Origin of the sequence: Rubripirellula lacrimiformis (assembly GCF_007741535.1) — a bacterium.
Taxonomy (GTDB): Bacteria; Planctomycetota; Planctomycetia; order Pirellulales; family Pirellulaceae; genus Rubripirellula; species Rubripirellula lacrimiformis.
In genome coordinates, this window is sequence record NZ_CP036525.1 from 315,749 (window position 1) to 328,278 (window position 12,530).

Here is a 12,530-nt window from a genome sequence, read left to right on the forward strand (position 1 = left end):
TACCGCCGCGGAAGATGGAGTGGATGCTAGGCCTGCAAGGAATTGCGTGGTCGGCAAAAATTTGCGTGCTCCGGTTTCCGTTGTTTCTGAAACGAAGACGCCCTGGGAATCGCTGCTGGGCCGGGGAATCAAAAGGAAAACTCGCTGATTTCGCTTGGCGGATCGTGGATACGCCAAGCGAAATCTCCATTGCGTTGGGTGCAAACGCAAAACGCGGGCCAAGCACGTTTGCACAGCCGCGATAGGACGCGACACAACGACGTCACAACGACGTCGGGCAGCAGTTGGTTGGGCACGCGTAAACCCAGTTCAGGGCTATGGTTGGCGGCGCTGTCCGGCCGCCATCCAGCGGCGGCAATAGAGGCCTACAAAGAATTTTTAGCCGCAGCGTTTCTGTTCGCGGCGGGCCCGACCGAAGTCTGCAGACTTTGGCCGCCCCCCCCCCCCGGCCCCCGACCCCCGGCCCCGGTCACCGGACCCCGGCCCCGGTCACCGACCATCGGTATGGATTGATGGAACCTGACTCTGGCCCCTCGGCTCCGATCGCTGCCCAATGGCACCGGTCGGCCAAGGCTACCGTCAGTAGGCCATCGACGCTTTGCGGCTAGAAAACGGGAAGTTGATCGACCGATCGACCGATCGACCGATCGGCTGATCGGCTGATCGTGGCGATGACCTGTTAGAGCTACCCCGTCGATGGCATCAGTATTCCGGCACCCGGTACCTGCCGTCGCCCGGCACGAATCGTTTCCGAGGGAACGTTAGGGCGATGGATCGACTTCGGTGGTGCCGTAAAACTTTCTTGCCGCGGGGTGGAAGGCTAGGCCTTGCCATTCGGCGGCGCGTCGTCGGGGGATCAGACCCAAGCACGGTTCGGGCGGAAGGTACAACGCATGCAGAACCTCGGTCACCAATTCGGACGGCGTGTCGTGCCGGGCGGCAAGGAATGCGGTGGTGCCCAATGTCGGGACGCCGGTCGGGGGGAGTTGGATCCCGGGATGGTCGCTGGTTTCGATCGTCATGGGCCGCAGCGTCGGGTGCTGCAACGCGATTTGAATCCCCTGCGGGACCGGGATCAAACGCCATCGTCCACTGTCAAGCAACTGTGTCACGATGGGGCTGCCACGGCCGATGCAGATCATTGCCACATCGGGTGCTTGCGGGTCGTCCAATTTTTCCCACGCCATCACAACCCGACGAACCGTTTCGTTGTTTAGGTTCAGTGAATCGAACACCAGTTCTGCGGTCGCGCGCGAACCACTGCCTTGCGCACCCACCGCGACGGGGTGCCCCGCGATGTCGTCTAGCGAGACGATGACGGATTCGGTTTTTGCTAGGACGTATAGGACTTCATAGAACAGCGGAGCGACAACACACAGCTGGTCTCCGTTGATGGCAGTGGCTTGCAGCGGAGCCAGGTCGACCTGGTAATTCAAGAGTTGCGTCCGATTGTCCAGCGAGCCGTTGCTGGACACGATCTCGGTCTGGACCGCGTGTTTGGCCATGATCCGCTGGGCCAATTCGGTGGAAAGATTCGAATAGATGCCATTGGTCAATCCGCCGGCGATGCGAATCGATGGTGGCATCGCTTGTTTGTGCTGATTCCAAAGGGTGGCCAGTCCGGCGGCGAAGATAGGCGAGATCAGCAACAGCAACAGCATCCCGGCTTGGAACCGCCGATGTTGATCCGAGGAATGAAGCATGCGACGTCCGCTAAGCGCAGCGACCAGGGGCACGCCTTCGAGCCAATGCCAAGCCTTGATCGCGATCGATCTTGGACGGGCCATGATCGGGCGTCCGTCCAGGAACGCATCCAGTTCATCCGCTAGGGCCGCTGCCGACTCGTATCGTTTGCTGGGTTGCTTTTCCAAGCACTTCGCAATGATCGTTTGCAGGTCGTACGGAGCATCGGGACGTAGCGAGCGGACGGGCGGTGCAGGTTCATGAATGACTTTGACCAAAGTTTGCATGATCGTGTCGGCCACGATCGGCGGTCGTCCGGTCAGTGCTGCGAACAGGATCGCACCGAGCGCGTACACATCGCTTTGTTGATCCGCATGCTCGCTTTCGCCCTGGGCCTGTTCGGGGGCCATGTAGTGCGGCGTACCAATCGCATCGCCGCTGCCGGTAACACTGCTGTCGTTGTCCATGTGTTTGGCCAGGCCAAAGTCGGTCACTAGGACTTGGTCCGATTCGTTGATCAACACGTTGGCCGGTTTCAGGTCGCGGTGCAGGACTCCTTTTTCGTGCGCATGGTGAATCGCGCGAGCGACATCTCGCACGTATCGGGCCGCGTCGCGAATCGACAGTGTTTCGCCGTTGATCTTCTTTTGTAGGTCGGTTCCGCGAACGAACTCCATCGAAAAAAAGTGGTGTCCCGCTCGTTGTCCGAACTGGTGAACCGAAACGATGCCGGGGTGGTGAAGTCGGGCGGCGGCTTGGGCTTCGGTGTAGAACCGTTTGACCTCGCCTTCACCGGCAAGGATCCCACTGCGGATCATTTTGACCGCGACCAATCGATCGAGTTCACGTTGTTTGGCTCGGTAGACGATCCCCATCCCGCCGCGACCGATGACTTCCAGCAACAGGTAATCGCCCAGGTCAAAGGGCAGGGTGGGGCCGGGGTCGCCTTTTTGCCGGTTGGACATCGGCAGAGTGACGGCCGGGTCGTCGCCCGATTCGCCGGGGCCGGGGGTGTGCAACGCGACCGTTTCGTCGTCGCCCGCGAATCCTTGCGGCGGCAGATCCAGGGTGGGCCGGGTCTGAGTCGGCTGGCGATGGGGCGTGGCCGTGCCGACAGAAAAATCGTACGACGGGTCGTGGACCGACTTGGGGGATTGGATATTGCCCATCGTCATCTGGCCGATCAGGTCGGCCGCATCGATCAGTTCTTTCAGCTGTGCCGAAATCTCGGGGTATTGGGCCAAGAAGTCTTCGCGGCTGTCCAGTTGGCCTTCGTCACATCCACGCAGGTACGCGGCAAAGGCCGTGTCGACGGGATCGGCAGCCACGGCGTCCGCGCCCTGGGAATCGGGCACCGCGGCGTTGGACGCAGCATCGGGATTCGGCGGTTTGTCGGATTTCGGCTGATCAGCCATCGGTTTGGGCTTTGCGGCAATCGGGGTGGTTCAAAGCAATAGGCCAAAGACGGGGGCGGACGAGGCGCGGGCCGTGGTGAATCGGTCGTTGGGTTTCCTGGAAACCTAAAACCATGGGCAGTCATCAGCGGTCAAAAGGGTCCGCAGTTTCTGGAGTCCTCGTTTCAGCAGACCCGCGACAGCCGTGTCGGATTTGCCCATGCGTTCGACGATTTCCGCTAGCGGCAGTCCTTCCATGTACCGCAGCCGGATCGCTTCGGCCTGCGTTTCGGGCAGCTGGTGCAGGGCTTCGACCAGGGCCAAGACAGCTTCGCTGCGGATGGCGACGCCGCTGGGGCTGGTCGTGCTGCCGGGTAGTTGTCCTAGCCAACCGGCGCCCGAGTCCTGGTTGGGCGAAGCGGGAGCAACATGCACCTCTCGTTTCAGCGACCGTTTCTGAGTCGTCACGTGCCGGGTCACGGCGGTGGCGACGTTGTTCTTCAACATTCCTCGTAACCAGCCCGCGAACTCGGCTGGCGTTTCGCCGCGAAATCCAGGCAGGTCCCGTTTCGCTTCCAGAAAAGTCAGCTGCACGATGTCGGACGGATCGACACGCCGGCGAAGTCGCTCGGACAGGTATCGATGCGCAAGCATGATCAGATACCCGCGGTACTGTTCCAGCAGCCGACCGAGGGCTTCGTTGTCACCTCGTTTGGAGGCGATGACCAATTGTGTCGTTGACAGATTGCCGTCCACGATCGCGATTCTTACCAGAGAGAAAACGGGGCAGGCTGACGGTGACACGCTTTCCGTTGGCCGCCGAGGCCGGTCCATGCCTACAATGATCGATGTTTCGAATCATTGCCGGTGATTCAAGCCTGCGCAAACGCAGGGACAGCCTACAATCTAGTCGATCACGCTGGCCGGTGACGGCCCGGAACATCGATCGGGCAGGAATACAGGACAGTCCGGCATGGATTCCCGGCGGCCGCTATATTCATTCCTCGATGCGAGTCAATGGAAATGTCTCCAAGCTGCTTCAAAGGAAAACGGATGCTCACGCACTCAAACACACGGAATTTTCACACTTTGGTACTCAGGATTCAGATGGGGGGCGCCAAATCGGTCGCCCTGGCAGTCACCGTGCTTGCATTGAGCGTCTGCGCCGGCTGCGGCGGCAGCAGCAGTTCGGGCAGCGGTTCCGATGCTCCACCCCCAGCGGGCGATTTGGCAGGATCCACGACCCCAGCTCCCGCCGCCGATCCCGGTGACGGTGCCGAGGTGGCGGAGATTGTCGAAGCGCCCGGTGGAATTGAATTTCCAGCGGACGTCAGCCCGGCCGGCCAACCGGAATCGTCCAATTCAGCACCCGCCCCGGGCGGCTTCGAAATGCCCGCCGACGTCAGCCCCAATAGCCAATCATCGACCGGCCCTGCGTCACCGGCAGGTGGATCGCCCGAAGTGCAATATGCGACTTGGGACGAAGTCCGATCGCGAGTATCGACCAGCGGCAAGATCACCGTGGTCGATCTGTGGTCGCTGTCTTGTGAACCTTGCTTGAAAGAGTTCCCTGAACTGGTGCGACTGCATCAGGAGACCGGCGGGAAAATTCAGTGTGTTGCTGTCAATCTGGATTTCGATGGCCGCAAGAGCCGGCCTCCCGAACATTACTTGGACCAAGTGACGACCTTCTTGGCCAGCGTCGGTGGCGGCGGTTTTCCCGCCTACATCTGCAGCACCCCCAGTGACGATGTGTATGCGGCGGCCGATATCGATTCGATCCCTTCCGTGCTGATCTTTGATGCCGACGGCAAACAGATCCAAAAGTTTGTCGACGCTGGCGATACGCTGGGGTTCACCTACCAGAAAGACATCCTGCCGCTATTGGAAAAGATTTCCGGCTAAACGCCTCGAAACTGTCGGGATCCTGCTTTCGATGCGCTGCATTCATCGGAAACGCCGGAAAACATTTCGTAGCGAAAGTTGCCAAAACTTTCGGTGATCCCAGATCCATCGGCCGAAACCGTTGGCGGTCTGTTGATTTAGTCGAGCTTGCAACGGCAATGGTAAGCCGCTGGCCGTGAGGCCATGGGCATTGGGCATTGGGCATTGGGGGGACTCCCGGCCGCTCACGCGATCACGGCCGACGGAATCGGCAAACCGTTGGCCAGGTCCGCTGCGGAGACCAGCCCAAGAAACGCTTGCGGAATCGGGAGACGGGGAGTGGCTCCGGTGCATTGCCGAGTACCAGCGGAATTTATCGGCTAGCTGTATGGATCGACGCCGCGTCCACCAAGATCGATTCGATTCGGCGGATGGTGGTGCTGACATCGTGGCATCGATCGATCAAACGATGAGCCGCGGCGACCCGTTCGGCGGCCGCCGCCGGATCGGCGATGAAGGTTGCGATGGCCTGGGCGAGCGAAGCGGGAGATTTGGCTTCTGCCCATTGGATCGTCGGTTCGTCCTGTTCCAATTCGATCGTGCCGCCGCTGCGAGTGGCGATGACGGGCGTTCCCAGGGCCATCGATTCCAGCACCACGTTGGGCATGCCTTCGAAGTGCGACGGCAGTACCAATCCGTCGGCCGCCGCGATCCAAGGTGCTGGATTGGGAACCCGCCCGATGAATTCGATTTGGTGCCGCCGCGGTGCAGCCGACCACAGGGATTCCAGTTGTGAACGAAGCGGGCCATCGCCGATCAACTGCAATCGGATCGTCGGAAGTTGATCGGGCGTCCGGGATTCCAGATCGATCATCGCATCCAACAGATCGCGATGTCCCTTTTCGGTGGTCATTCGTCCTACGCAAACCAGCGAAATGACTGACGACGCCGCGTCGCCCGATCCCGAATCGACCGATGGTGCGTTGGATGACGCGGTTGGTGCGGGGGTCGATGCGGCCCGAACAGCGCTGCAATCGACCGGGTTGGGGATGACTTCGATGGTTTGGTTTCGGATTCTGTAATATCGCTGTGCCGATTGGCCGGCTTGGCGGCTGACGGCGATGATCCGAAAAGCGTTTCGATAGGCGGTGGCCAGTCGCCGCCGTTTGGCGGCGACGAAGCGGGTTTCGACCAGTGGCAGCGCGTGGTCCGGTGGGCTGACAATCGTCGAGACTCGCGGGATTCCGATCGACCGTGCAGCCGGGCCGGCGATCATCGACATATGGAACGTGCGATCATAGATCACGTCGATCGATTGATCGCGCAGCACAGATTTTAGATGACGAACCTGCCGGCGAAACTCTCGGCCGGGAAAATACATTCCCCGGTTCGGCTTGGCATCGTCAAGCGAATGGATGACCACGTCGCCCGGGACTTGGTCCAGCAGGTCGCCGGTTCGTTCTAGCAGGTACAGGTGCGGTGTGAATCGCGCGCGGTCGAGGTGCCGCAGCATCAGCAGGGTTTGTTGTTCGCTTCCGCCGCCTCGCATGGAACTGATCATCAGCATCACGCGAATGGGTTGGCGGGGGACGTCGCCCGGTTTTGCTTCGCCGGCGCCGCGCGTGTTGTCATGGGGTTGGTCGTTCACTGGGGACGCTCGACTTCGACCCACACCATGCGGTGGTCGCTGGCGGTGACCCAAGCATGACGGGGATCGGTCGGGGGCGGCCAAAAGACCGCGGCGTGACGAACCACAAAATCGCGACTGGGCAACAGATAATCGATTCGCATGTTTCCGCTGCGTCCAAAACTGGCCGTGTCCAGATCGGGAACTCCCCGCGCCGGACTTCGCAGCCGAGATCCTCCCGCAGCTTGGCGGCCACCTTCGCTTGGTGGTTGAGGATCCATCAATCGTGGGTTGTCCAGCAGTGCAACGATGGCGTCACTGCGGCTGTCACCATCGACCGGGTCACTGTTCAAATCGCCTGCGATGAAAAACGTTTCCGACTTGGGCAATCCGCCACGGCGACCCTGGTCGTCGACCAGAAAGTCGGCGGTGGGGTTCTGGGTGTATTCATTCCAGAACTGGATTTCATCATGATTGCGGCATCCATTGCGGTCCTCTGGTCCATCAAACACCGGCGGCGTTGGATGGCAAGCCAGCACATGGATAACGCGATCGCCAACACGCACGGGGACGTCGATATGGTTCTTGCTAGACAATCGCAATTGGTTCCAAATGGCGTCGTCGTGGAACGGTGCTCGGGTGCTGGGGACGATCGGTCGAAGGGCGCCGGGCAGGTCTCGCCAAAGCAGATTCCCAAAGGTTCGGATCTTGTCGAATTCGATCGGGAATCGGCTGAACACCGCCATCGAATACTGGCCTGGGTAAACACCAAATCCCCACGCGTCCCCAGGGCCGGTGGTCTTTCCGTCGCCATCCAAATCCAATCGAGAGGGAATCCCCGTGTTGCTAGGCGCCGAATAAACGTAGGGATAGAGGATCGGTTTCCGGTCGTCCTGGCCTACCGCAAAGAAACGCTGTGCCAAAAGTTTTGCGGTTGCTGAATCGGAATCGTGATCGATTTCGTTGATCAGCAGGATGTCGGGGCGGACAGTTTGCACGATCGCCGCGATCTTGGACGCTTGCGAATCGATTCCATCGGCAAGCCGTTGATGGATCTGACCTGATTCTTTCCCGTATAGCGAAGCATTGTAGGTCGCCAACCGAATCGGGCTATCATTCGTCTCGCCATCGGTGCTTCGTTCGTCACCGGATGCGAACGTTTCGTCGGCCATCGCTAGGTTGGCCATTGACCCCGCGAACAAAAACGCAACCGACAGGATCAGGCGAACAATGCGACTGGTTTTCGTGGTGGTCATATCGGATCGAAGGCGAATGGAACGCGTTGGACAAGAAAGCTTCAACCGGGGTTGTCGGCTGCATCGACGTGGATGAAGTTAGCAGCACAGTTTAACCATTTTTTCCGGCAACGGATTTGCACCCATGATCGACGTAGCTTCTCTTTCGCCGACCCGACTGCATCCAATTTTGGGGGGCCGGTTGATTGCCAGTGATCGAGCACGTTTTTGTGTTTGGTCACCCACCTGTGATACGGTCGCAGTGTACCTGCCCGATTCCGATCGTCAGGTCCCGATGCAGCGGACGAGCGGCGGTTACCATGTCGCAGAGATTGCCGATGTGAAAGCCGGACAACGCTACTTCTATCGTTTCGACGGTGGTCCCGACCGTCCCGACCCTGCATCACGTTACCAGCCCGACGGAGTTCACGGTCCCAGTGCGCTGGTCGATGATGCATTGGATTGGTCCGACCAACGGTGGGCCATGCCGGCCCGTGAAGATTGGGTGATTTATGAGTTGCACGTCGGCGCATTCACAAGCCAGGGCACGTTTGCCGCAGCCATCGACCGGCTTGATGAACTGGTCGAACTTGGCATCAATGTGATCGAGTTGATGCCGGTGGCTGATGCCGCAGGCCGATGGAATTGGGGCTACGACGGCGTCAACCTGTTTGCCCCCAATCGCAACTATGGTCCACCCCACGACCTGCGCCGCTTGGTCGATGCTGCCCACCAACGGGGAATCGGGGTCATCTTGGATGTTGTCTACAACCACCTTGGACCCGAAGGCAACTACTTGGGCCAATCAGGGCCGTACCTTTCGGATCGGCACCAAACGGTGTGGGGATCGGCGCCGAACTTTGACGACGCAGTGCATGCCACCGAACTGAGACGGTTCTTTGTTGCCAATGCGATCTATTGGTTGGACGAGTTTCATATCGATGGATTGCGAGTCGATGCGATCCACTGCATGGAAGACGATAGCGACCAGCACGTTGTGATCGAGATCAGCAATGCCATTCGTCGTTGGTCTGCTGAAAACGTTCGGCATTCGTTCTTGATCGCCGAATCCAACGTCTATGACGAAACCATGTTGGTGCCGACTGACCAAGGTGGCTGCGGATTTGATGCGCAGTGGAGCGATGATTTTCTGCACAGTTTCTTTGCCGTTGTCCGACCGGGCGAAAAACTGTGTCATCGCAGCTATCAACCCAAGACGGACCTGGACCAAGTTCTGCGGATGGGATACGTCTACGCGGGGACATTGGTGGATCAACGGGGGCGTTGCCAGATTGGCCCGCGTGTCGATACCAGCGGGTTGATCTACAACATTCAGAACCACGACTTCGTCGGCAATCATCCGTTGGGCAAGCGACTGCATCAGTTGACTTCGCTGGAAACGCAGGCCGCCGCGGCAACGCTGTTGATCCTGTCGCCCGGGATTCCCATGTTGTTCATGGGGGAAGAATTTGCCTGCGAACAACCCTTTGGGTTCTTTGTCGATTTTGGTGACGCGGAACTTCGAGAATCTGTCATCGCGGGGCGTCGCCGTGAATATCCACAACACGATTGGTCGGGCGGTGCGTCGCCGGTCGACGAGGCAGCCTTTCATCAGGCCAAGATCGGCCCGGCCAGTGCTGGCAATTCAGTGATGCGAAATTGGTATCGATCGTTGATCGCCGAAAGACGTGCGTGGATCAGCCGCGGATTGATCGGCAGCGATCGCGTTTCGATCGAATCCGACCTGGACCAGGGGCTGTTCGTGTTGCGTTACCAAAACGATCTGGAATCCGCGATGGTGGCGGTGCGATTGTGCGATGATCCGACGGCAACCGACGCGATCGTATTCCAATCCGATGGCCAGTTGGTTTTGGATTCACGTGGCCTGCCGGACGACGGACAATTGTTGCCCAATCACGCGAAGGTGTTCGTGAAGTCCGAAACCGCCTAGCGGGCTTGCGGCGATCGGTTCGCGGTGGATGCCAGCGCCGGTTGCGACTTCGATTCGCGGGCAGATGGTCGATTGCCCGGTTGTTCGCTGGCACGCTTCCAAAGAGCGATGATCTCGCTGGTCAAACTGGTCGCGATGGTTTGGTGATAAATCGAATCCGGGGGCAGGCCTTCGACTAGCCGAGCGTGCGCTTTGCCCAGGTTGTGGTAGGGCAGCCGAGGAAACAAATGGTGCAACGCGTGGTAGCGTGTGCCAACCGGTCCCCACAACTCGCTGACCCACGGCGAATAGGGATAGTTGACCGTGTCTAGCAACTGTTCTTCGAAGGTCATCTCGCCTTCTTCGTTCGTCCACCGATGAGCACCCAACGTGCGGACTTCGTTCATGACCAGCAGGCCTTGGGCGACGCCGTAAGCGACGATCCAGAACGGGTTGAACCACTGGCCGGTCAGAAACCAGTGTCCGGACAACAAGACGACGCACCAAACGAAACAACACGCCTCTTGCAAGACGACCGTTCGCATCAGCTTGGGCGACGCATCGGTGCGTTCGTAGCTGGGGTCCACCAACATCGTTGACGCATGCCGGTGGACCCATTGGCGGGCGCCGGGGATCAACCAGCACACCGGGCTGATCAAAAGGAACCTCGCGATGCCTAGGAACGGAATCACCAACGCCTGAGCAACGAAGCCGACGATCAGCCAACGACTTTGGTGGCTCAGCGCCAAATACTCTCCGTCGTGCTCGGTCCCATAGTGTTTGCGTCGATGGTGATCCACGTGCGGATAATACAGAAACGACGGCACCAAAAAAGGAATGCCGCACAACAGATTCCAGACCACTCGAAAACCGGTGTATCCGTGCTTGGGCAGGTGGACCAGTTCGTGGATGAACATCAACGCCCGCATGTACATCACGATTGTGATGACGTAACACAGCCCCGACGCCAGCCAAGCCCACCACGCATCTGGGAACCGCTGGGGAATCGCCAGAATCAATTGAATCGCGACGTGACCGATCAGGACCGAGACCAGAAAATCAGTCCAGTAGATCCACGGATTGGGTTGGTTCAAATCGCCAATCAGCGAACGAGCCTGAGAGAACGAAAAGTTTGATCGCGGTAGACCTTTGGAAGTCATGGCATCATGAAAGCAATAGAAAGGGGCGGGCAAACGTCCTGGGGTGACGCAGTTGAGGGGCTTGGGATCAACGGTCCAGCATCGGCTAGATTCGGTGCCGGTCAACGTCGTCTGCGTTGATGGCGACCCGGTTCAACCAGCATGCCGCACCTTGCGGGCACAGGCCCACTATGGGGGTTATCGGAATCACGGTCCAGTTTCTGGAATCGACTTGGTTGCTGATCACAGTAATTGCGAGTCCAATTTTAAAGGCTCTGTCAAAATGGCGAGCCGAAATTTTGTCGATCGCGGCAAGTCTTGGATCCCTGTTCGAACCACTAACCGTACAAAAGTTCATGCGAATCGTCGTGATTGGCGCCGGTGCGGCCGGTTTGATTGCCGCCGCCGAAGCGTGCCGCCGCGGCGCCGACGTCGTGTTGTTAGAGAAAAATACGAAAACAGGCGTCAAAATTTTGATGTCGGGCGGCACCCGCTGCAACATCACTCACGACACCGACGCACGAGGAATCTGCCAGGCGTTCGGGCACGCCAAGCGATTTTTGCAGCCCAGTGTTGGTGCGTTCCCGCCCCCCGACGTGGTCGCGATGTTCAACCAGGCTGGCGTCGCCACTAAGGTCGAATCGACGGGGAAGGTCTTTCCGGAAAGCAATCGTGCGATTCAGGTCCGCGACGCACTGCACCAGATGGCGATCGACGCGGGAGTGAAGTTGCGATTGCAGGCGGCCGTCACCAATGTCACCCGATCGGCAACCGATGCCGACGGGCAAAACGAGTGGACCGTTCACACGGAAACCGATTCCATCGAAGCGGACCGAGTGATCGTTACGGCGGGCGGAAAAAGCTGGCCCGGTTGCGGTACCACCGGGGATGCCTATCAGTGGTTGTCGGCGCTGGGGCATTCGATCGTTTCTCCGCGACCGGCGTTGGTGCCCTTGGTCGGTGGCACGCCGTGGATGCATCAATTGTCCGGGATCACCCTAGACGACTGCATCGCCACCGTTCGGCCGGCCGGGGGAAAGCGAAAACAGGTCGCGATCGCCCGACGATCATCCTGGTTGTTCACTCACTTTGGATTCTCGGGACCTGCGGCGATGGACGTCAGCGGCGTGATGACCGCGGCCGGATCGATGAAGCAATCCAGTTTAGAATTGGATCTGTTGCCCGAGGTCGATGATGACACTTTGGAGTCGACGTTTTCGGACCGCCAATCCGATGGCGGACGGCGACGGGTGGCGGCCGTGTTGTCACAGTGGTTGCCCAACCGTTTGGCCGATGCCTTGGTCCTGCATGCCGGGGCCGATCGCAGCGTCGCCGAGCTGCCCGCTGCGACACGTCGCCAACTGATCGACAGTATCAAGCGATTGCCGTTGCCCGTGTCGGGGACTCGTGGCTTCGCGAAGGCGGAAGTGACGGCCGGCGGCGTTTCGCTGAAAGAAGTGAATCCCAAGACGATGGAAAGTCGGATCTGTCCGGGTCTGTTCATTGCCGGCGAAGTTTTAGATGTTGACGGTTGGATCGGCGGCTACAACTTTCAAGCCGCGTTCGCGACCGGAAGAGCAGCCGCGATCGCCGCCGCTGGGGATGGGTAGTCAGCCTGTTCCGCCACGAATCTTCAAT

Annotated in this window: 8 protein-coding genes; 3 read left to right on the forward strand and 5 right to left on the reverse strand. The window is 59.3% G+C overall.

Features of this window, described 5'->3' with window-relative positions; all coding sequences use genetic code 11:
* Positions 1-761: 761 nt before the first annotated feature.
* A complete protein-coding gene (locus K227x_RS01130; protein WP_145167691.1) occupies positions 762-3,098 on the reverse strand; it encodes a serine/threonine-protein kinase in 2,337 nt (778 codons plus the stop codon).
* Positions 3,099-3,203: 105 nt separating this feature from the next.
* Positions 3,204-3,833 carry a sigma-70 family RNA polymerase sigma factor gene (locus K227x_RS01135; protein WP_246146420.1) on the reverse strand — a complete coding sequence of 210 codons (630 nt, stop codon included), beginning with the start codon at positions 3,831-3,833 and terminating at the stop codon, positions 3,204-3,206.
* Positions 3,834-4,184: 351 nt separating this feature from the next.
* On the opposite strand from K227x_RS01135, the gene K227x_RS01140 reads away from it, so the two are divergent.
* Positions 4,185-4,982 carry a TlpA family protein disulfide reductase gene (locus K227x_RS01140; RefSeq protein ID WP_145167693.1) on the forward strand — a complete coding sequence of 266 codons (798 nt, stop codon included), beginning with the start codon at positions 4,185-4,187 and terminating at the stop codon, positions 4,980-4,982.
* A gap of 352 nt (positions 4,983-5,334) precedes the next feature.
* Here K227x_RS01140 and K227x_RS01145 read toward each other — a convergent pair whose 3' ends face one another.
* Both K227x_RS01145 and K227x_RS01150 read right to left on the reverse strand, forming a co-directional pair.
* Positions 5,335-6,609: a glycosyltransferase gene (locus K227x_RS01145; RefSeq protein ID WP_246146421.1), complete on the reverse strand. Its 1,275-nt coding sequence runs from the start codon at positions 6,607-6,609 to the stop codon at positions 5,335-5,337.
* Positions 6,606-7,844, reverse strand: a complete 1,239-nt coding sequence (locus K227x_RS01150; protein WP_218933674.1) for an endonuclease/exonuclease/phosphatase family protein — start codon at positions 7,842-7,844, stop codon at positions 6,606-6,608. The genes K227x_RS01145 and K227x_RS01150 overlap by 4 nt, the downstream gene beginning before the upstream one ends.
* A gap of 124 nt (positions 7,845-7,968) precedes the next feature.
* On the opposite strand from K227x_RS01150, the gene treZ reads away from it, so the two are divergent.
* Positions 7,969-9,774 (forward strand): malto-oligosyltrehalose trehalohydrolase, encoded by a 1,806-nt coding sequence (gene treZ, locus K227x_RS01155; protein WP_145167694.1) that lies wholly within the window; start codon positions 7,969-7,971, stop codon positions 9,772-9,774.
* Here treZ and K227x_RS01160 read toward each other — a convergent pair.
* A complete protein-coding gene (locus K227x_RS01160; RefSeq protein WP_145167695.1) occupies positions 9,771-10,913 on the reverse strand; it encodes a fatty acid desaturase family protein in 1,143 nt (380 codons plus the stop codon). The genes treZ and K227x_RS01160 overlap by 4 nt on opposite strands.
* A 335-nt stretch (positions 10,914-11,248) precedes the next feature.
* Between K227x_RS01160 and K227x_RS01165 the strand changes: the two genes are divergently transcribed.
* Positions 11,249-12,502 carry a BaiN/RdsA family NAD(P)/FAD-dependent oxidoreductase gene (locus K227x_RS01165; protein ID WP_145177051.1) on the forward strand — a complete coding sequence of 418 codons (1,254 nt, stop codon included), beginning with the start codon at positions 11,249-11,251 and terminating at the stop codon, positions 12,500-12,502.
* Positions 12,503-12,530: the final 28 nt, after the last annotated feature.